This is a genomic window from Lysinibacillus sp. UGB7 (genome assembly GCF_049058285.1).
Taxonomy (GTDB): Bacteria; Bacillota; Bacilli; order Bacillales_A; family Planococcaceae; genus Lysinibacillus; species Lysinibacillus sphaericus_B.
The window spans coordinates 12538-32712 of sequence record NZ_JBMGUV010000017.1 but is presented as its reverse complement, the minus strand read 5'-3'; the positions used below and the strand labels follow the sequence as shown (position 1 = coordinate 32712).

The window sequence follows — 20175 nt, the reverse complement described above, 5'->3', positions numbered from 1 at the left end:
GAAAACTTTTGACAATAGCACAAGACAAATGGGTAATCATTCTTCTTGAAGAGTTGAATGAACACCGCGATTTAACACATGTTGTATCTGATGAGGCTTTTCGATACCCAAAGCCATATGACGGGGATTTATTTGTAGTGGGACACGATATAAATGGCAATATTCACTTTTTATTAGTTGAATTGAAAAATAATGACGAAGTAGAGCTACGAGTCATTGAAGATGAATACCTATTTAAAAGACTGCTTGCTTATTATAGAAATGAAAATCGCCTTCCATCTAGTGAAGCGGATGAGCAAATACGTTTAAACATCGGAACTACTTTTTCAGATGATTCATGCTCACAACTCAAGCAACAATTTATGGCCAAGTTGCCAATGACAACCTTTCCATAAACCAAGAACTGAATACTAAAAAAGGGGTGTGTAAAGAGCAATTTGCCCACTTAATTAGGAGGGGATTTTATGCATAAGCAATCATTTTCAAATGCCACGCTTGAAACACAGGTAGATGTAGTTGAAACAGCATTAGATGCAGGAGAAAAGGTAATCATCACTGGTAAATTAGCAACTGGTAAAACAAAACTTCTTATGTCTTTAAAGAAGCGGTTTAATGAAAATACAAATAAAAAAGCAGTATACTTCACTATGAATTCAAACGAAGTAGAAAATGACAAATCAAAAGAAGAATTTAAGTTATACGGACAATATACAGATAAAATCTTATTAATCGATGAATTAGGTTCATTAACTTCTTGTGGTTTTACCTTGGATTTGATTCATCCAGAAACACCTATTGTGGCAGCAATTCAAACTAGCAGTTCCGAAAATTTAAACAAGCTTATGGAAAAACTTAAGTTAGATAATTATTTTAATAAAATCATTTTCTTAAAGGAATTTGACGGCGATTTTGATATTTTTACTGTGGAGAGGGATTCAAGAAAGGTATCTCAATAAATTGTTAATACCAAATTGCGTAAAGGTATTGAGTTACCCATTAAAACACACTTAGCAGGTTCTATAAAAGAACTTGCTTTTTTCATTTTCTTTATCTCATAACTGTGTTATTCTCATAGTATATTTCTTTTGATTATCTTACTCTAACCAAACGGTGAAGAGCACATTTTTTAGAACGCTTATTACAGCGATTGATAAAAGGCACTCGTATGTCTTTAACTTTTCAATCTTTGTGATAGGCGTTTTTTTATTGCCTAAATTTAATCAAAGGGGGAATACATTATGCGTGTAAATATGGTTTGGTCTGGAGACGATCAGCATAATTCGAGAGAAATTAATAATATTCATTGGGGCAATATTCGTATATCCTATGGAAATCACTGTACATTGTATTACTTTGAAGGTGAATGTGAGGAGATGGATGAAGTTCGCCGGATATTTTCTTTCTTTCAAAGAAACAAGCTTTTCTGTAGATCTATTAAGTTATTCGAACCAGGTAGTATCCCTAAGATGGAAAAGTACGGATTTGCACATAATGGCATGTTTTATATTTTACCATTACGCGACATTTCCTTACTTGCTATTCCCTATGGTAACAATGCAACTAGACAAGCGTACTGGAAGCGGTATTGACTTACGAATGCTACATGCTTTTCCACATTTTCAGGAAACTTTTATGCAACTATCATTAGAAGATTTGTCCTCGCTATCGCATATCTAATATGCTTGACGATTTTCTAAGGATAAGTAAATTTTAAGGAGAGATATTTATGAAAAATATTAATATCCCAGTTATTATTGACGAAATGAATGTAATTCATCAATTACATCGCATTAATGTACACGGTCTATCGTGGACCTCTTTTTACAAAACATTAAGTTACTACGCGAATTCTAATGTGATTCCTTATTTTGCTTGTGCTAATGTAGAGAGCCAAGAAAAAGTTATTCATTCTAATAGAACAACCTTTTTTAATGCTTTACGTGAGCGTGGTGTTAATGTATTAGAAGGATTTGCTGTAAAAGCTTCTAAAAATCATCGAATTGAGAAAGGCGTTGATGTATTAGTAGCCTTACAAATTTATAAAGAAGCATTAAAAGGAGCAAGGGATATTATTGTTTGCTCAGCTGATAGTGACCTAGTACCAGCTGTAAAAGAAGCTCAAGACATGGGTGTTCGTGTTCATGTTGTTATGAGTGACTATACACCAGGCTGTGAATTATCAACTATAGCAGATCGTGTAATTAGCCTAGAAACAGTTGTCCAATCGATGCTTGAAAGAGGTAAAGTCCGCTTCAAAGACCAAGAGAGACCATATCTCTTTACAGATGCTGAATGTTATAAACAACTAAGAAAAGGACTTTTATATGCTTGAAATTTGTTTAAGAAATTCACGTAAAGAACGAATACAGTTTGACTATTCATTAGTGGAACTAATAAGAGGAAACAACTTGAACTATTCACGTTGTTTCCTTTTTCTATGATTAAATATTGAAGCCTTGCATTTGCAGGTATAAAGGAGATAACAAAATGACACTTAATTTTCAAAAGATAAATATTACAGACGTGGCAATTCAAACAGCAAAAGATTCTATTCCTGGTTTTGTTGAAAATATTGATACATTTGAAGGAACCAATGACAATTTTTATATACGTGTGAAGTTTAAGAAACTTGATCTTTACGCCTATATAGTTATTGATACAAAAAATAGTTTAATGGTCCATTATTGCGAGAACGTTGAAAAGAACCTTTCATGTAAACATCGAAACATACTTGCAGCAATTGCTAACCATTATAGATACTCAATAGAATTAGCCAATACAAAGACAAAACTAGTTGAATACAAAGATTTCGTAAAGCGTTTTGAAAAAGTAAAATGGGAAAATAAAGATGATGAATTTAATCTTTTCCCTTCTATTTCAGACTCCACAACAGTACAAACACCAGAAGTTAAGAACGCTGTAATTGTACATACTCAAACAATAGACCGTGATTGGGCAGCTGGGTGGAATGAAGTACAAGATTATTTAGATAAGCAAGGTGTTGATATAGCCTTACAAATTAAAATACTCGAACGTAGGAAACAGATAAGCAAGTATGTCCCAATCCAACCGGAGCAAAGTCCTCCTTTAAAACCCAAAACTCCTTATCAAGGAGAAATTTTCCGACGAGTGTTACGTCATATTTTTAATAATAAACACTTAATTTTAATAGGAGGAAAAGGTGCAGGAAAGGATACTTTAATTAATACTATTGCTTGGATTTTTAATCTGCCAAAGCTTCTTCAAATTGGAGATAAGGATACATCAAGAGAATCAATTGTGGCGGAACCCGCTTTCCGTAATAATCAAAGTACCTATGATTTATCTCAATTCACTAAGACAGTGCAGATGGGTGGTTTAGTAAATTATGCTGAAGTTAACTTTCTCAAAGGAGATACAACTTCCGTCTTCCACTCTTTATTCGATGATAATGAAACATTGGCCACTCCTATTGGCCCGATTCATGCACATAAAGAGTTTCTAATGTGTTGTTCAATGAATGTTGGGAACGGGTATTTTGGAGTTAATAAGCTCAATGATGCATTTAAGGATCGATTCGCTGTCATTCGTTTACCGCAAACCCTTAGTTTCGAAACCTTAATCAAAGACAAGTCTGGATTAGAGGATTCAAGTGCAATTAAATTCCTATCTACCATAAAGAAAAATTTAGAAGAACTTTTTTTTGATAACCTATGTGAAAGCGCCGATACCATTCGAGGTTATATTGATGCTGCCGTCTATTTTTTAAATTACGGTTTTAACAATGAAACCCGAATTGAGGTTGTAGAAGATTATATTATTAATAAAGTGGAAGACATAGAGGACTATTTTGAAGCGCGTAACGCTGTACGGGAAGCCTTTGCCGAATTGAAATTACAAGCTTTCCCTCTAACTGAAGAAGAAAAAGCCTACTCCAATAGCGATACGGAGGAGAACTAATGAGCAGCTTAGATACTAAGTTAAAAGAAGTTAAAGGGCGTCGCTTACATCGATCTCTTCGTAAGAAATTTAAAAGACGCGATTTTGAATTCGATTGGACAAACTTTTACACAGCATATTTTGATGGTAAAACGATTTTTGTAAAATATGATGTCCAAAAACCAGATAAGTCTTTTAGTGAAGCTGAGATTTATTTATTGCATCTCGGCTTTGCTTACCATGAGATGGGCCATAAACTGTATGATATCGTCCAAGACTTTAAAGATTGGGTGATCAGCAACTATTCTGCAAACAAGGCAGATTGGGAGGAAAATAATAAATGGCCCAAAAATATCGTCCAAACTTGGGGAAACCTTGCATTGGATGGTAGACTTGAGAGATTTCTTCGCATTGATTATCCTTTTACAACTGATGAAATTGATTTCTTAAATCACGAATGGGCTTATCCTCCTTCTCCAGTAGAAAATAGAGGTGAAAGCAAAGTAAATGATTTTTTAGAAATGTATGGGCGCCGCTGTTTAGAGATGGAGGATTTAGAAGGATGGAACAACGAAGTAATTACATTAATGGACCAGAATCAATTTATCCTTGAAGAAGCTTTTATACAATCGACAACTATAGAATGTCTCAATAAAAGTAAAGAACATTTAATTGCAGTGTGGCCTACACTTTACCAATGGATATTAGAAGAAAATCAAGAACCCGCTTCTGTTAGTACAAGTCCTAATAAGGATGAGGATCTTGATCTTTCTGAGTGGGCAAATTCAGAAGACGTTAATACTAATATTCAGCGAGTGATGGACAAACTAAAAGATGTTCTAAATGGCTCTAATGTCTCGTCTAAGGCTTCAGAAGAATCGGATGATAAAGATGATAAGAAAGACGAGAAAAGTGGCTTAGATGAAAAATTAAACCCTAATGAGGATGGTATACAAATAATTTCACCAGTTAAACCTTGTCTTAGAGAAAAGCCTGATTTTAAGAGACTTATTTCTTCTGCGGATAAGGAAATGGAGAATTCTCATATACAAGCAGAAGAAGAACTAAAAGAAGACGAGATTATAGATACCCCTATAACTATAATGTGTAACAATACAGTCATTAACGATACTGTTACAGAATGTACTTATGAAAGAAAAAATGAAGCGGCCTTTGATGAAATGGTTGCCTCGAATAGAAAACAAATAATCGCGCTTGAGAAAGCATTGCAGATCATACTAGCCCCGGTACCGGAGACACGTACTCATAATAGAAAACGAGGACGTTTACGACCACAGAGTATATGGCGCGCTGTCCACTGTGATGATGATAATATACGTACAAAAACAAACCGGGGTTTACCTACAGAAGATGCAAGTATCTCTCTAATGGTGGATATAAGTTATTCAACAATTTCTATGTGCGATAACAACAAGCGGGTTATCACTGAAATGAAAGAAGCACTATCGGTTGTTTTGTCAGCTGCACATAAAATTAAGCTACCATCAAAAGCATACGCGTTTACAAGTGATTTCGATTCCAATACAAATATTTATCATTTAAAACCGTTGGAGGATAAACTTAAATCACAGCACAAAGGGGCTATTGGAGGGTTATCTCCAGAGATGGGGAATCGTGATGTAATCGCACTTCAGTATTTGTTGAATCAAGTACAGGAACGCAAAGAATCCATTCGCCTAGCTGTAATGATTAGTGATGGTGAACCGAATTTCTATGAAAATGAAACTGAGGAAACTATTAAAGAAATGGTGAAATTAGCAAATAAAAAAGGTATCGATGTTTTTTGTATTTTTGTTGGAAATGATAACCGGGGTTATGAATGTGCCAAAAGAATGTATGGAAATAGAGTGATTCGTTCAAAATCAGGACTAGCATCTAATTTAAAAAGGCATCTAATTAAAGTACTATCATTACGTCGTGGCCTTTAAATAGTCCAAGCCTTCATTGATAGGTATAGGTATACTTCAGTGATTTTTCCCTGAAAAATTAGTTGATAATATATATTGATTTATTTATAATGTGGTATATTAGTATTATAAATATATAAAATTTCGGAAGTACCGAATTAACGCACGTATACGTGTGTTATTCGGTGCTTCCTTTTTTTTTGAAAAAAGAGGTGAGATATTAAAAATTTGATTCAACACAATATATTTTAATCACATTCGATAATTTTCTATTAAGGAAGGAGATTCAATTTTGGCGAAAAAAATATCCATTGGTTTAAGTACCTTACTAGCATTCAATATGGTTGCTACGCCCTTATCTGCTTTTGCTGAAGAAACAGCGCTAGAGCAAAATTCCGTACAAGACGTGTCTACTAAACAGCAGCAGGATGACTTGATAAAAGATGAACAATTTACTTCTGAAAAAGATGAGTCTAACGATCAGCAAGTTGAAAATAGTGAGGAACCTCAAAAAGAACAAGATAAGGAAGATGAGCAATCAACTCCTGTAGTAGAGCAACCTAACGAACCGCAAGTTGAAAAAAATGAGGAAATTCAAACAAAGGAAAATTTGCAGATGGAATCGGACAACTATGCAGAATTCCAAGTTATTGATAATGGTGACGGCACCGCTTCTATAACTGGTTATAGTGGCGTCGAAACAAATCTTGTTATACCTGACCAAATTGGCGGAAAAGATGTAACCGTTATAGGTAAAGAAGCTTTTGCTGGAAAAGGTTTAACTTCAGTTGTCCTACCGACAGGTTTAAAGAGAGTCGAAGAAGCTGCATTTGTTTATAATCAACTAACAACATTAGTTTTACCTGAAGGACTTGAATATACGGGTATTTCCTCTTTTAACTATAACTCTATATCAGATCTAACTATACCAAAGAGTTTAGACACTATAGATGATTTCTCGTTTCAGAACAACCAATTAACTGAAGTTGTGATACCTGATTCAATCGATAAACTAGGGATGAAAGCATTTGGAACGAATAATCTAACTGCTTTTACAATCAACGGGGATGTAAAAGATTTAGGTACTGAAAATGCAGGTTGGGTATTTGATAACGAAGATGGAAATCCTAAGAAAAACCGAGTTGATTTAGTTATAAACGGTAATGTAGAAAGTATCGGTGAATTTGCATTCCAAAGAGACACCCTAAGAAATGTTACCATAAAAGGTAATATAGGTAGTATAGGGCAATTTGCTTTTGCTTCTGATGAGAACTCTACATCTGGATTAGAGAGTGTAGTGGTCGAGGGTGACATAGGCACTATAGGCGACTTTGCATTTAGATATAGTAAAAATCTCACCAATCTTGATATTCAAGGGAATGTAGGAGAGATAAAACAGTATGCATTTGCTTCTACTAAAATGGAAAATCTTAATATTCAAGGTTCAATAAATGAATTGGGAACCTGGGCTCTAGCTAATTCTGAGATAAAGGATGTCAATCTACAAAGTTTTGTGAATACGATTGGAGAGTATGCCTTTTCTGAAATAGAATCTGACAGTATTACTATAGAGGGTAGCATAAATAAAATGGATAAATTCTCTATACAAGATGCTAAGATAGGTGAATTTAGAGTAGAAGGAGTCATCAATGATATAGCTGAGACTATAGCTCAAAACGCAGTTATAGATAATTTCTATGTAGATGGTGCTATAAATAGAATAGCACAATATGGTTTGCACCTAAGCACTATCAAAAACTTTACTGTTCAAGGTTTTATAAATACCATAGGAAATGGAGCCTTCCAGATATCCAATATAGACAATATGTACGTAAATGGCAATGTGGAGGACATAGGTGGATTTGCTTTTCAAAATGGAAACTATGGGAACATAACTATAAATGGTGATGTAAACAACATAGGTAAGGGAGCTTTTCAATTATCCACTATTGGACTAATTGATATTAATGGAGATATAGGAACTATAGGAGAAAATGCCTTCCACGGAGAGACAAATGCTAATAATCACATAAGTGAGATTAAGGTATCCGGGAATATAGGTGTAATAGGTACAAGCGCTTTTCTCAGATTAAACATGGATAAAGGTGTTTTTGTAGAGGGTAACGTAGGAATTATTGAAAGAGAAGCTTTCTTGCGTTCTAATATAAGTACTGTTAGTATCGGAGGAAATGTGGATAGTATAAATACTATGGCTTTTGCTTATGTTGAAGACGCTTCGACACCTTGGTCTACAGGAGTATCTAATATACTGATAGGTGGTAGAGTAAAAAATACTGGTAGCAACAGTTTCATGAGAATAGTCTCAGATAAAGTAATTATATCTAAAGGTATTGAGAACATAGGAGCCACGTCATTTATGTTTGCTAATCCTAATGAACTTGATATCCTCAAAGATACAATGACAATAGGAACATCAGCTTTCCTTTCAGCAAAGATACCTGGAGGTTTAACCTTACCTGAAACTGTGATTAGTATAGGAGAGTCATCTTTCTTAAATTCAATATCTGATAAACTTATTATTAATTCACCTATTTCTATTGTATCTAAAGACGCTTTCCATTCCTTCAAAACTGTTAAAGACTTAGTTATACCTAATACTGTGGTTACCATTTCAGAAGGTGCTTTTTCAGACGTAGGATTAGAAAAGGTTAAATTGAGTGCTAAACTCGATTCAATAGAGGATTATGCGTTTAATAATCACAAGTTAGCGTGTGTTACCATTCCATCAACTGTAACTGCAATCGGGTTGGATACTTTTAAAACTACTGAAGTAAAACCTAAAGATTTTGTTATGTATGGAGATAAAGGTTCAGTAGCAGAATCATATGCAGCAACTGAAGGTTTTACATTTATAGAAAATGATATGTTCTCAAACAACTGTAACCCTGCAGATTGGGCGATTGAAGTAAAATACGTTGACGAACAAGGAGATTTACTCGATTCGAAAACAATTAATAAGCCTGCTAAGGGTAGTTATACAGAAAATGCTAAAGACATTCCTGGCTACACTCTAAAAAGTGATAAAGCTATTTCAGTTGAAGTTACAAGCAAGGAACCAAATCATACAATTACTTTTGTTTATAAGAAAAATTCAACACCTAAACCACCTGCTACTGTATTAGGAACAGTGACAGTAAATTATATTGATGAATCTGGAAACATTCTTGAGACAAAATTCTCAAAAGAACTACCACTAGGTGCTCATATTGAACATGCAAAAGAAATCATTGGATACGAAATAACAGGACCAAAACAACAAACAGTTGAAATTACGAAGCAAAATAATCAATTTACGATTTCATTTAAATACAAAAAAATTAGTTCACCAGATACATCAACACCTGGTACTAGTCAGCCTGAAGTCATATCACCTCCAGTGACACCGGAAACACAGGAGCCTGAATCTTCAAACGAAACGGGTGAAAATCATAAAGGTATGCGAGTTATTCGCGATGAAGGCGATGGGACATATACAACCGTCCCACACTTTTTAGATGACAATTCAAAGCTAAAGATTACTACAAAGTATAACTACGGATTACTCATTACTGAGCGTGTAGCTGCACCTTTTAAAGATATTAAAGGCTTATTTAGCTATCAAGAAGTCGAAGACTTGTACAATTACCTCATAACAACCGGTACTGTCGCTAATACTACGTATAGCCCATACGTCAATATCTCTAGGGGTCAATTTAGTGCGATGATAGCACGAGCTTTGGAATTAAGACCATCCAGCACTAATTATGAATTTGAGGATGTCTCCTGGTATAAGAATGAAGTTCAAGCATTATATGAAGCGGGGATTGTTACCGGCTTCCCAGATGGTACATTCGGAGAAAGAAAGCCCCTATCACGTCAACAAGCAGCTGCTATGATAGTTCGCATGTTAAATTACATGGGAGTGGAAACAAAGCCGACAGTAGCCATATCTTTAGCTGATATGGATCGTATAAGCGATTACGCTAAGGAACCGGTACAATTTCTAGCAACACAGGGTGTCTTAATTAGTGGCAAAGAAACGTCATTCAATCCTTTCAATGAGCTTACACGTGCTCAGATGGCTAAGGTACTAATGCGCTCTTTACGAATAAGTGATTGGTATTAATTTTATTTAACGAGCATATTACTTTGTAATACACTTAGTTTGGAAATTGTAAATAATATGGTATACTTTAATTAATAAAAACAGATAATAAAAGAACTGTACAGCGCTAGTAACGCTTGTACAGTCCAACAACAAAATAAATCGCTTCAAAGGCGATTGGCACTGAGAGAGTAAATCGTTCCCTAACCGGCCAAGGTATTAGAGGGGTGATTTACTTTTTTTTATTGAAAGTAAAGACAACGAGAGAATTAACACAACCAATTTGCTTATTTTAAACGAAATTCCCAAAAGAAAAAGACATTTTATGTGATAGGAGCTACTTAAAATGAACGAAGTTATAGTCTTAGATACAAATCTTTTATACGATTATCTGGATATTAAGTTAGATAATACTACACCTAATACTAAAACCTTAATGGTTGAAAATTTTGTTGATTTTATGGAAAGTAAGGATTATATGAAAGGTTATCATGTTGGTACACTTTATGAACTATTTGGACGAATATATAATGCTGCATTTAGTTTTCATGAAGGAGATTTGAAGAAGGTTTACTATACAACAAAGAAGAGGTTAAAAGCAGCAATAAAAATATTAGAAACTAAAAATTATAATATTAAGATGTTAAATGACAGCTATTTTACATATGAAATGAATCCGAATTTAAATGCTGAAGAGTATTGTAAAAAAAATATGGATAGAAAAAGCAGTTTCGAAAAACAAGAGTTAGCACGAGTTTTATTATTTTTAGTAGCACATTATAGTTTCTATTATTTGGATGAAAATGATGAGATTGACTTACTTTCTTTTCGAGTATTTATCGAAAAAATAAAAAAAAATATTTCTAGCAACTTGAATAATTTATTAGATAATTTTTATTCACATCACATTACTATGAAGAAATTAAATAATGAAATTAGTTATATATTAGGTGCCCAGTTAGAGTTTGTAAGATTTGTATTTAAAGAAAAACTAGTTTATCCATATGGCAATATGACTAGTAATTTAATGAAAATAAATAATTACGTATTTAAAGAAAATCTAGATGGAATAACACAAATTCGAAATGAGAAAGGAAAAGGTGTTCCTAAAAACCAAGTGGAAAAAAAAATCAGTATGTTTTTTGAAGGTGTCCAAGATCTAGCAATAGATAATGGAAAAGCAGGATTTAATTCAGTAGAGATAGAGTATTTCGAATATTTATTTCAAAGCATTCAGTCTAACGGACGAAAAATAAACAAAAATGATGCTATCGATTTTGTTATAGCAACTTCTTTTGAGAAGGGGTCAGTTAAAAGAAGAGAATATGGCATTATGTATAATTACACTACGAGCTATGTAACAAATGATAAGTTTGTACGTAATTTCCTACAGTCTCATGATGTATACAACGAAGAAATTCATAATTTCATTTTTCAAATTTAGATAAAGTGAATTGACTTTCAATTTTTAGTTTAATAAAATAAAAATTACTACTTGTTGACTTAATTTATATGCATATCCATACGGTAATGCATAATCTAAAACACTCTTTCATGTAAGTGTTAAAACTAATCTACTAAGGATTAGTCTGTACATTTACATGCTTGGAGTGTTTTTTTGTCTCAAGTAGTAAATAAAATTATGGAGGCAATGACATGTTAGAATTAGACGATTTTTTAGAATTCCTAAGTATTTTATCTTTGGGAGGGGAAAGTTATGCATAACTCTCAAATATTAAAAGACCGAATTGCCGTAGTTCTAAAAAATTTAGGGCGCCCAGCAAGCCTAAAAGAAATTAGTAGTGTCATATCAGACAAACCCGAAAGTACTGTACGAGGCAGGATTTATGACAATTTAGATGTTTTATTTAAACGAATATCACGTGGGATATACTGGCTCACAGATGAGCGTGCTGGTGTGTTGCTAATAGAAGGTGATGGCAGAGATCTAACAATGTTTGATGATGAATCGGTTGATGCACTTGTTAACGACCACCCTTGGGATGATCCCTTATCACATGTAGGCGGATCGAGAAAATTTGATAACACCTATCCAACTTTTCGTTATGAAATTGAGGATTTTAAAGAAAAGGCTCGGGTTTTAAAAAAGGGAGGCTTCTGTGTAGAATTCTTACCCTCCGAGAACGCCAATAATTGGAAATACCTATTTTCCATAAAGGAAATGGCTGAACAATGTGGTTTATTATATTACTCAAAAGTAACTTGGATAAAGGGAACGTTTGTCTCTAACACCGGAAGAAAAAGTAAGAATAGCGAGGATGTTCTGATTTTATTTAAGGGTCCTAAAGCAAGGAAACTACGCTTAGATAAAAAGAAAATGAATCAATCAGGCGAGGCCTGCTATATGTCAGGAACCTCTAAAATGCTTCCAACTATGTTTAATATTCAAAGTGTACCCATCAGGGAAAGGGTCCATCAAGCTGAAAAACCTGTAGAACTATATAAACAACTTCTTGAGTTGATTACAAAACCTGGTGAAATCATTGTGGATCAGTTTGCTGGAAGCGGAAATTTGGGCGTTGCAGCTATACAGACCAATCGATTTGCGTGTTTATTTGAAATTGTTAAAGAGAATATTGCTAAGATTCAAAGAAACATTGAACACGTTACACAATCATTAGTTAACAATAATACATTTGAATGGAAATCTAAGAACATTTTGGAGTGACTATATTATGTATCGAAAATATGAAACTGACGGTTATCATTTAATGATAAACGACCGCTTCATTTCTGAGAATGCAGGAAAGGAATTTTTAGATATAGGTACTCGTCAGGAAATATTAGGTAGAATCGAAAGAGACAATATTGTTCTTGAAATAACATATATCGGTTACGGTGTCCTGATGCATAGGAGAACCAATCAATCTTATAATGACCTGCAACTATCCAAAGAACAATGGGATATGGTTAAAGTTCATTTTCGAATGAATCCTCAATACTATGAGTACAATCCGTCTGGTTTACAACTTTTCATTTATGAAGCTGGGGAGGAAGTAAAAATCGGAAGACTATTCTTTGAAAATTTAGAGTCCTCAGTAGAACAATTACTGATAAATCTTTTCGTGCAGCATGTTGCATGTAAGCCCGCAGAAGAGTTATATGAAATTCGAGACAGAATTCAAACAGTTAATTCATAGGACCATGATGACAATGGGAATCTTTTATAGTAATATTAAAGAAACCAATTTCATAACAGTCTATATGTTGGAAGAACCACATACTACCCAAGGGGGTCAGTATGTGGTTTTTTCTGTTTATATATCTAAGGAGGCTTTAAAACATGAATCCATTATCAATTTTCTTCGTGTTAGAACAGTTAAGTTATAATTGTCATTCTAGAACTGGCGCATTAAGATCTGCACCACAGGACGACTTCTATAAGCGTGTTTTGTCAGCTGCTAAGTATCTCAGAAAAGATTTAAAAAAAGCAGAAGCAATTGAACAAGGATTAAATATTTATCAGAAGAGGGAGCTGTCAATACACTCGATAATGGACCATCTTGTTCAAATGGATATGGTCTCAATAATTCATAAACAAATACTTCTTTTGCCAAAAGGCTATGAGTATCTACAGAATATCTATACTGACAATTACTCAGCAGCATACCAAGCATTTCGAAAAGAAGTATTAGAATTATTAAAACAACGAAATGAAACGGAATTCACAGAGGATATGATCTCGCGATTATTCTTCCGAAAACACTCTTTAGATGATATTTCAAAGATATATTTCGATAAATCTAACGATGCAATTGCTGAATTTCATTCATACATCATAAAAAGCATGGGTAAACAAATAGAAGATGATTCTTTCGTTTTCCACTTTTGTCCTCAAATCTTCTTGCCAGATGAGTACATTGATGAAAACATCACTTTAGAAGTTGCAGGACTTGATGTTTCTAATAATATTATTGTGGGCCGCCCTTATCCTAATAAAAGGTATGCGGTTGCTGGTACGAAATTTAATAATACAGCTATCTTTTCTGGTTATTATCCTGTCATTACAAGAAAAGATAAATTTCCTCAAGCGAAAAAGATTACCATGCATTGGAATGTTGGAAACGTGCTGAAAGTTATCCATTCGATAACTGTTAAATTCAACTTTGATAGAGGGAACTTTTTCTCTACAGACCAAAGCCTTTCTAGAGGCAATAGTTTAAAATATCTTAAATTGATAACAACCTTTGAAGATGATGGATATTTTGAAGAAAACAGAAACTTTAAAAGAAGGCAGATAGGAAATGAAATTTACATTGAAGAAGATGTAACTCTAACATCATTTTCTATGCACCTTCATAATTTCCATTATTCCCATTCACAATTTAAGAAATTTAAAGAGCAGAAAATAAAAATATAGGACTTTAAAAATATAATATTAGTTTTAAATGACAATAAAGTTATTTTATAGTATTATAAAACTAATCACATTTAACTTTCTCCGCTATGTTGGAAGAACCACATGCGTACTTAGGGTACGTATGTGGTTTTTTTATGTTCTGAAAAAAAATTAGGAGTGAATCTTCGTGTCACAAAGAAAATATAAAAAATTAATAGCTAGAAGCAGTTTTGTTGTGTTGCTAATAAGTGCTATTGGAGGTGGGGTATATTTAGCTGAACAAGATAATAATCCTACCGCGATGGAAAAAAAAGTAGTTTTAGAAAATCCAACTGCAGCCTACATAGAAAAAATCTATGTAACGTACATCGATGAGATAGTGCACACTTGGAATCTTATATCTAATGGAGATACCCAAACAATACAAGAAACTAAAAACAAAATTATCGAATGGAAAGCTCTGTTGTTGCAGCAACAGGAAGAAGTATATGAACCCTTAAATACACCTGTAGAGCATCAAATCGATACCTTAGAGAAGTTCTTAGCATTATCCCAAGAGAATGTGTCAGTTGAGCAACGAAAAGGGCTTAGAGAACTATCTAGAGATTTTATAGAAGGTCATGAATTAGTAAAAGAAGGGTTATTTCTAATCTTTAATAAACAAGAAATTGAATATAGCGTAGCAGCTGATGGAACTATTGAATATCAATTTAAAGGTGATTGATGCCTGTGTAAATATACAAGAAAGGAGAGGTGAATTTGTTCAGTTACTACATACTGCTTTTCCCAAAAAAGAACATGTCTTTTATTTACCCTAACTTTTCAAAAATCAGAGCTTTTAGTAAATCCAAAGCTCTAGAGAAATATCTGAAACGAAACAAAGTTTACGAAGATGATTATTTATTTGAAGTTTACACTGTTGCAGAAATATTGGACTCAGGGATAATGAGTTACTGTCATAAATTCTTAGAGGAGAAGGAAAGTAAAAAAGCTTCAGAATTAGAGAGAAAGATATTATTTTGTCTTAGGAAAAAATACAACATTAAAAGATTTTATGAGTATTTAAGTCAAAAAACAGACTTAGAACTAATAGAACTTTGTAATATTTCCACACATTACGGCATTATTTTTATTCGTCAACTTAGCTTTAAGGATTTCTGTAATCCGGTACATAGAAGTTTAGTTTTACAGCTAACAGATACGTTAGAAAATGCTCCATTCACAATCTCAAACTTCAAGGTTGGGGCGAATAGAGAAAACATGAATAACCTTCTAGTAAATTTCTACTTAATAGTTAAAAAATACGAAGATTTGTGGCATGAAATACATCACTCAAATAATGATTTTGACATCATCACTGAAGAGATATTTAAACCAAAATTCATGGCATTGTTTGATCAAACAGATTGAAGAGACAGGAGGATTTTTATGCATTTCTGCCAAGCTGCTTCTAAAATGGGCGAAGGTAAGTATATTCAAAGTGTTGTAAGCCAAACAGAATGTTTCAAAGTGCGCAAAAGTGGCATGAATACGAATCGAATTGTAGAAGCGGTACTTAGGAGGGTGAACTTTTATGAAGAAAAAGTATTTTAAGCTATTTCTTATATTTGCAATAGGAGCGATTCTAGGTATTTTCCTTGTAGGCCTTTTCTATAGTTGGGCATTACAAAAAACCATCCTTGTTTCAGATCAATTAAATTTTGTAAATAATACTGGTGAAATCGTTCTAATTATCCATGATTACAATGATGGTAAAGTTGACCACGATTATGTAAATGAACTTCTTGACCGTCGAATTAATAACATTAAGCAATCAAAGAGCTTCCCTTATGAGGTATTATCACGCGGAAAATCTAATTCTAAATATGCTAATTATGGTGCAGCCATAGACCGATTAGTAAATAGTCTGGAAGGCTTAAAAGATAAAGTTGCTAAAGACGAAGGTATCGATACTGAAAAGGATATGAATGATTTTATTGAGGCAGTTGAAAATTACATGAAGGTCCTTCAAGAAGTTCTTTAAGGGCTTCTCTACTTTTTTTTGCGAGGTTATCAAGGAGGAAATTGTTTGAAAAAACATGAAGAAAAAGAATCCACTGTAATTAATAACAAGTTCAATTATATGTATATCAATTTTGGTTTAATTACTTTTGGTTTTACGATCCCTATTATTTTGGGTGCATTATCATTAATGGCCATAGTACTGGTAGCAGCGAAATACGTTAAAGGCGGCGTATCATTTTCTGAGGCTTTATTTGGGGGCACAACTTTATTACATTCAATACATATCTGAAACACATGTTTCTAATCAACATGGATTAAGTGAATTGGAGGCAGTATGTATAGTCAATGATTTATTTGGTCGTGTTGAAATATTAAAGACCACCATCCCACTAAGCCAAGATTACACACTAATCTATCTACTAGAGAATTATGAAAACAACTGGCAATGCCCAGATGAGATATTTTATTTAGTAGAAAAGATTGGTGAAAATGTATTAATCAACTCATTAATTGATCTGGCCATATGAACTTTATCTTATAACCAAAACTAACAACTAATTAACAAGTGGATTTACTAAATAAGATAGCCTCTCAAACAATTGATAGAGATTACTAATGAAGGGAGAAATGTTTAAATGCAATACTCTGAATATAGAAATATACATGGCAAATGGGGAAAAAGAATGGGGTATATCTCAGGTGTTGGAAAACTTCAAGAACTTAATGGGAGATTACCATATAAAAACAACCTATTAATTGAAGGTGTAACCGGAAAAGGTATGTCCTACTATTCAAATTTAAAACTTAATCTCCAAAAGCCAGCTCTAATAATCCCATGAAAAACTTATTCTTAGGGTCATTGAAGACTAAGCAAACAGTAATAGGATTTATTTCACTAGTCTTGCTTGTATCTGTAATTTCATTCGTACTTTATCAAGTTACTAAAAAAACCGTTACGCTTGATGCGAACGGAGAGACTATCAAAATAGCAACACATACCAAAACTGTAGAACAATTATTACAAGAACAGAAGATTGTCGTAACAGAGCATGACAATATATCACCCTCTCTAAATGACACAATTGTTGATGGATTAGCAATTAAATGGAAACAAGCAAAAGAAGTGACTATTTCAGTTGACGGAAATCAGTTAAAAATTTGGACAACCGAAACAAACGTGAAAGACATTTTAAAAGAAGCAAATATTGAAGTATCAGAGAGGGACTCTTTAGTACAGGAGCTAGATACAGAAATAGGGGCAGATAACAACATCGATATCCAAAAAGCGTTTCAAGTATCTCTTGTCGTTGACGGTAATAAAAGAAACGTATGGTCAACTTCGACTACAGTAGCTAACTTTTTAAAACAACAAGGAATTAAGCTAAATGAATACGATTGTGTCGAAAGTAATGACCTCACGGACGTTATCACACCAGAGAGTAAAATCACAGTAGTTCGTATAAAAAAGGAACTAGATGTAGTGGAAGAAACTTTAGATTTCACAATTGAAAAGCAGCAGGATGCTTCATTGGAAGCGGGAATAGAAAAAGTTGTAACAGAAGGCCAAAAAGGTTTAATTGCTAAAACGTATGAAATCGTAAAAGAGAACGGCAAAGTTGTAGCTAAAAATCTACAATCTGAAAAAGTTTTAAAAGAACCGCAGAATCAAGTGGTTGCAGTAGGTACTAAAACTATAGTGCCTAGTGTTACTAGCGTTCCTAGTAATGCTAGTACGGCTAGTATACCAAGTGTTCCAAGTATAGCTAGTACATCGACTGTATCACTCGGTTCAACAGAGCCAGCAAGCGGTCGTGAATTTTATGTAACTGCAACTGCCTATACCGCTTATTGTAAGGGGTGTTCGGGTACATCTGCCACTGGTATTGATTTACGCTCAAACCCTGAGTTAAAAGTAATTGCGGTGGATCCATCTGTTATTAAGCTTGGCTCAAAAGTCTGGGTTGAAGGCTATGGAATAGCTGTTGCTGAAGATACTGGTGGTGCAATTAAAGGAAATAAGATAGATATATTTGTAGAATCCGAAATCCAAGCAATTAATTGGGGAGTTAAGGTAGTTCGTATAAAAGTATTAAATTAAAAAAATTATAAGAACCATTAAGGAGTTAAATATAATGAATCCTGTTATCGAACGCATTTCAAAAGAAGGAGTGTCCATTGAAAAACATTACGGGAGAAATGTCTTTTCGTATCACTCTGGAGCAAACCTTATAACCTATCCAGCATTTGAAGATCTGAATGTACCTCGAAATATCTTTAATCTAGCACATGAACTAGGACATCATCTTCAAAGAAAGAATACTTTTCTCCATTACTTCGCCAGTTTAGGAAGGACAAATAATCTTCTATATTTACTTCTATTTCCTTTTATCTTATTGGAAGAAATTGATGCATGGATAAAAGGTTGGCGCATATGTAAAGGTGAGAAAATTGCTCTTGACGGTTTCATCACCTTGGCCGTCTCATCAGTAAATAGCTATTGCATAGGATTTCTTAATCAAATCTTATCTATTGGAAAGCGTGTTATAGGTTTATATATTGGTTCGGTATTTTTAATTAGATTTATTATTATAAGTGAAGAAATGAATTTACAGCAACCAGAGTTTTTAACCTCTTTACGTTATGAAGTAATTAATAGCAGTTTAACCCAAAATGAGTTGGTAACAGAAACATTTCAACTCTTACTCTTTAGCTATCTAATTGGTATTTTACTTTTCATTATTCCTAAATTTCTTAATTCACATTCTCGAGCAAGGGAATCTTCGAATAACAAAGGAGAAAATGATGAAAAGCAGCCCGCTTCGAGTTAGTTGTTTTACCGATGATATTTACGATTAAACTAATTTAGGTGGGGGAAATGTATGATGAAAGTCACTGGAAATGCCCGGATGAGATATTTTATTTAGTTGAAGAAAGTATTGGCGAAAATGTAATAGTCGAAGCATTAAAGGATTTGTCCATTAATAACACCTGGTGACTACTTGATAAACATCTTATGATACCTATTATAATTTGTGAAAGGAATGAATTTTAGAGTTAGGAGTTTAAAAGTGTTAATACTACAGATCAATACTGAGCGGATAGCAGTCGTTAATTTTGAACACGGAATTATATACTTCGAGATTGAGCATAGCTATTGTGATAACTATAAAGATTGGAAGAACATAAAAATTCGAAAGTGTTTTGACGAATTATTGGATTTTCTAAGAAAAGATGGAATTGATGCCCATTTTATTTAATACTTTCAAGGGGGATAATGTAATACTATGATTACTCACTTATATGGTGATGTTATTGGTATTGAAGCGGAGGTTTTAGTTAATCCCTCAAATGCAAAAGGTTATATGGGAGGATTAATAGCCAAGTACTTTCATATGAAGGGGGTTGCCGAATCGATTCATTATTTAGATCCTAGCATTGAAAAGGTTTCAAAAAAAGTACTTAAATCGAGTATCTTTAAATGTGGAGATGTATTTCATACTGGAGCTGGTAGTTTGGGTTTTCCAAAAGGAATCTTGCATGCAATTACAATGATGAAACCTGGCCAATCCTCCAATATTCATGTTGTTAAAGTATGTTTAATCAATTTATTACATTATTGTGAGATTAATAATATTACAACTGTAGCATTGCCATTGTTAGGTACTGGAACAGGGAAAGTAAATAAAGATGAGGTTATCAGATTATACGAAGAAATGCTAAGTGATTCAAAAACACATTTCAAAATAGTTCATTTCAAATCTTAGCTTACTAGGGGACCACTTATACAAAAGAAAAAACCCACTCGAAGCCACCGAGTGAGCATTTTAGGACAATTACAAAAGTGAGAAGAAAACACATTC

The 20175-nt window shown here is 33.6% G+C and carries 21 protein-coding genes; all 21 read left to right on the top strand.

The window, feature by feature from the left end; translation table 11 throughout:
• The first annotated feature begins 8 nt into the window (after positions 1 to 8).
• The 21 genes from ACOMCU_RS15970 (at position 9) to ACOMCU_RS15870 (ending at position 20079) form a co-directional block, all read left to right on the top strand.
• The gene (locus tag ACOMCU_RS15970; protein ID WP_421050665.1) at positions 9 to 395 is read left to right on the top strand and encodes a hypothetical protein; all 387 of its coding nucleotides are present in this window, start codon (positions 9 to 11) and stop codon (positions 393 to 395) included.
• Between the two features lie 69 nt (positions 396 to 464).
• Entirely contained in the window at positions 465 to 956 is a 492-nt protein-coding gene (locus tag ACOMCU_RS15965; protein ID WP_421050663.1) for a hypothetical protein, read from the top strand.
• Positions 957 to 1238: 282 nt separating this feature from the next.
• Positions 1239 to 1589, top strand: coding sequence for a hypothetical protein (locus ACOMCU_RS15960; RefSeq protein ID WP_421050662.1), 351 nt, complete (start codon positions 1239 to 1241; stop codon positions 1587 to 1589).
• Positions 1590 to 1726: 137 nt separating this feature from the next.
• A complete protein-coding gene (locus tag ACOMCU_RS15955) occupies positions 1727 to 2332 on the top strand; it encodes an NYN domain-containing protein (RefSeq protein ID WP_421050661.1) in 606 nt (201 codons plus the stop codon).
• A gap of 155 nt (positions 2333 to 2487) precedes the next feature.
• Positions 2488 to 3939 carry an AAA family ATPase gene (locus tag ACOMCU_RS15950; RefSeq protein ID WP_421050660.1) on the top strand — a complete coding sequence of 484 codons (1452 nt, stop codon included), beginning with the start codon at positions 2488 to 2490 and terminating at the stop codon, positions 3937 to 3939.
• Positions 3939 to 5867 carry a hypothetical protein gene (locus ACOMCU_RS15945; protein ID WP_421050659.1) on the top strand — a complete coding sequence of 643 codons (1929 nt, stop codon included), beginning with the start codon at positions 3939 to 3941 and terminating at the stop codon, positions 5865 to 5867. Before ACOMCU_RS15950 ends, ACOMCU_RS15945 begins: the two co-directional genes overlap by 1 nt.
• A 271-nt stretch (positions 5868 to 6138) precedes the next feature.
• Positions 6139 to 9972, top strand: coding sequence for a leucine-rich repeat protein (locus ACOMCU_RS15940; RefSeq protein ID WP_421050658.1), 3834 nt, complete (start codon positions 6139 to 6141; stop codon positions 9970 to 9972).
• A gap of 325 nt (positions 9973 to 10297) precedes the next feature.
• On the top strand, positions 10298 to 11395 hold the full coding sequence (locus ACOMCU_RS15935) for a hypothetical protein (protein ID WP_421050657.1): 1098 nt from the start codon (positions 10298 to 10300) through the stop codon (positions 11393 to 11395).
• A 273-nt stretch (positions 11396 to 11668) separates the two neighbouring features.
• A complete protein-coding gene (locus ACOMCU_RS15930) occupies positions 11669 to 12640 on the top strand; it encodes a DNA-methyltransferase (RefSeq protein ID WP_421050656.1) in 972 nt (323 codons plus the stop codon).
• 7 nt (positions 12641 to 12647) lie between these two features.
• Positions 12648 to 13112, top strand: coding sequence for a hypothetical protein (locus ACOMCU_RS15925; protein ID WP_421050655.1), 465 nt, complete (start codon positions 12648 to 12650; stop codon positions 13110 to 13112).
• Positions 13113 to 13255: 143 nt separating this feature from the next.
• A complete protein-coding gene (locus tag ACOMCU_RS15920; protein ID WP_421050653.1) occupies positions 13256 to 14332 on the top strand; it encodes a hypothetical protein in 1077 nt (358 codons plus the stop codon).
• Between the two features lie 166 nt (positions 14333 to 14498).
• Entirely contained in the window at positions 14499 to 15035 is a 537-nt protein-coding gene (locus ACOMCU_RS15915) for a hypothetical protein (protein WP_421050652.1), read from the top strand.
• 35 nt (positions 15036 to 15070) lie between these two features.
• Positions 15071 to 15721, top strand: a complete 651-nt coding sequence (locus tag ACOMCU_RS15910) for a hypothetical protein (protein ID WP_421050651.1) — start codon at positions 15071 to 15073, stop codon at positions 15719 to 15721.
• A gap of 18 nt (positions 15722 to 15739) precedes the next feature.
• Positions 15740 to 15904: a hypothetical protein gene (locus ACOMCU_RS15905; RefSeq protein WP_421050650.1), complete on the top strand. Its 165-nt coding sequence runs from the start codon at positions 15740 to 15742 to the stop codon at positions 15902 to 15904.
• Positions 15885 to 16334 (top strand): hypothetical protein, encoded by a 450-nt coding sequence (locus ACOMCU_RS15900; RefSeq protein WP_421050649.1) that lies wholly within the window; start codon positions 15885 to 15887, stop codon positions 16332 to 16334. The genes ACOMCU_RS15905 and ACOMCU_RS15900 overlap by 20 nt, the downstream gene beginning before the upstream one ends.
• 45 nt (positions 16335 to 16379) lie before the next feature.
• Positions 16380 to 16604 (top strand): hypothetical protein, encoded by a 225-nt coding sequence (locus tag ACOMCU_RS15895; RefSeq protein WP_421050648.1) that lies wholly within the window; start codon positions 16380 to 16382, stop codon positions 16602 to 16604.
• Entirely contained in the window at positions 16567 to 16842 is a 276-nt protein-coding gene (locus tag ACOMCU_RS15890) for a hypothetical protein (protein ID WP_421050647.1), read from the top strand. Before ACOMCU_RS15895 ends, ACOMCU_RS15890 begins: the two co-directional genes overlap by 38 nt.
• A gap of 108 nt (positions 16843 to 16950) precedes the next feature.
• A complete protein-coding gene (locus tag ACOMCU_RS15885; protein WP_421050646.1) occupies positions 16951 to 17154 on the top strand; it encodes a hypothetical protein in 204 nt (67 codons plus the stop codon).
• Positions 17151 to 18413 (top strand): ubiquitin-like domain-containing protein, encoded by a 1263-nt coding sequence (locus ACOMCU_RS15880; protein ID WP_421050645.1) that lies wholly within the window; start codon positions 17151 to 17153, stop codon positions 18411 to 18413. The genes ACOMCU_RS15885 and ACOMCU_RS15880 overlap by 4 nt, the downstream gene beginning before the upstream one ends.
• A 34-nt stretch (positions 18414 to 18447) precedes the next feature.
• Positions 18448 to 19143 carry a hypothetical protein gene (locus tag ACOMCU_RS15875; protein ID WP_421050644.1) on the top strand — a complete coding sequence of 232 codons (696 nt, stop codon included), beginning with the start codon at positions 18448 to 18450 and terminating at the stop codon, positions 19141 to 19143.
• Between the two features lie 456 nt (positions 19144 to 19599).
• Positions 19600 to 20079 (top strand): macro domain-containing protein, encoded by a 480-nt coding sequence (locus ACOMCU_RS15870; RefSeq protein ID WP_421050643.1) that lies wholly within the window; start codon positions 19600 to 19602, stop codon positions 20077 to 20079.
• The last annotated feature ends 96 nt before the right edge of the window (positions 20080 to 20175 follow it).

Excerpts from the sequence above, each read along its gene's own strand:
- ACOMCU_RS15935 (WP_421050657.1), top strand. The coding sequence starts at position 10,298 with ATGAACGAAGTTATAGTCTTAGATACAAATCTTTTATACGATTATCTG.
- ACOMCU_RS15920 (WP_421050653.1), top strand. The coding sequence starts at position 13,256 with ATGAATCCATTATCAATTTTCTTCGTGTTAGAACAGTTAAGTTATAAT.
- ACOMCU_RS15960 (WP_421050662.1), top strand. The coding sequence starts at position 1,239 with ATGCGTGTAAATATGGTTTGGTCTGGAGACGATCAGCATAATTCGAGA.
- ACOMCU_RS15885 (WP_421050646.1), top strand. The coding sequence starts at position 16,951 with ATGCAATACTCTGAATATAGAAATATACATGGCAAATGGGGAAAAAGA.
- ACOMCU_RS15925 (WP_421050655.1), top strand. The coding sequence starts at position 12,648 with ATGTATCGAAAATATGAAACTGACGGTTATCATTTAATGATAAACGAC.
- ACOMCU_RS15900 (WP_421050649.1), top strand. The coding sequence starts at position 15,885 with ATGAAGAAAAAGTATTTTAAGCTATTTCTTATATTTGCAATAGGAGCG.
- ACOMCU_RS15955 (WP_421050661.1), top strand. The coding sequence starts at position 1,727 with ATGAAAAATATTAATATCCCAGTTATTATTGACGAAATGAATGTAATT.
- ACOMCU_RS15965 (WP_421050663.1), top strand. The coding sequence starts at position 465 with ATGCATAAGCAATCATTTTCAAATGCCACGCTTGAAACACAGGTAGAT.
- ACOMCU_RS15945 (WP_421050659.1), top strand. The coding sequence starts at position 3,939 with ATGAGCAGCTTAGATACTAAGTTAAAAGAAGTTAAAGGGCGTCGCTTA.
- ACOMCU_RS15950 (WP_421050660.1), top strand. The coding sequence starts at position 2,488 with ATGACACTTAATTTTCAAAAGATAAATATTACAGACGTGGCAATTCAA.
- ACOMCU_RS15880 (WP_421050645.1), top strand. The coding sequence starts at position 17,151 with ATGAAAAACTTATTCTTAGGGTCATTGAAGACTAAGCAAACAGTAATA.
- ACOMCU_RS15875 (WP_421050644.1), top strand. The coding sequence starts at position 18,448 with ATGAATCCTGTTATCGAACGCATTTCAAAAGAAGGAGTGTCCATTGAA.
- ACOMCU_RS15870 (WP_421050643.1), top strand. The coding sequence starts at position 19,600 with ATGATTACTCACTTATATGGTGATGTTATTGGTATTGAAGCGGAGGTT.
- ACOMCU_RS15930 (WP_421050656.1), top strand. The coding sequence starts at position 11,669 with ATGCATAACTCTCAAATATTAAAAGACCGAATTGCCGTAGTTCTAAAA.
- ACOMCU_RS15905 (WP_421050650.1), top strand. The coding sequence starts at position 15,740 with ATGCATTTCTGCCAAGCTGCTTCTAAAATGGGCGAAGGTAAGTATATT.